We start from the raw sequence: 406 nt of genomic DNA, 5'->3' as shown, positions 1-406 counted from the left end.
GGAGGAGATGCCCGCGCGGCGCGGGCGCTCGCCCGCCGGCCAGGCCACCGGCTCGGTGAGCAGCTTGACGTTGCCCGCCGTCCAGTCGACGTGCGGGGTCGGGTCCTCGGCGTACAGGGTCTTGGGCAGCAGGCCGTGGCGCAGTGCCTGGACCATCTTGATGACGCCGCCGACGCCGGCGGCGGCCTGCGTGTGCGCGAGGTTCGACTTGAGGGAGCCGAGCCACAGCGGCTTGTCCGCGTCGCGGTCCTGGCCGTACGTGGCGAGCAGCGCCTGCGCCTCGATCGGGTCGCCGAGGCGGGTGCCCGTGCCGTGGGCCTCGACGGCGTCGACGTCGGCGATGGTGAGGCCGGCGTTCTCCAGGGCGCTGCGGATGACGCGTTGCTGGGAGGGGCCGTTGGGGGCG

General features: G+C 74.9%; 1 protein-coding gene. It reads right to left on the bottom strand.

Annotated elements, in window-relative coordinates; all coding sequences use genetic code 11:
• A partial coding sequence (locus ADK52_RS09680; RefSeq protein ID WP_159045898.1) for a polyketide synthase occupies positions 1 to 406 on the bottom strand: 406 nt, incomplete at both ends.

The sequence above is a fragment of the Streptomyces sp. WM6372 genome (assembly GCF_001279655.1).
GTDB lineage: Bacteria > Actinomycetota > Actinomycetes > Streptomycetales > Streptomycetaceae > Streptomyces.
The sequence above is the reverse complement of the archived record's forward strand: the minus strand, read 5'-3'. Positions and strand labels throughout refer to the sequence as shown.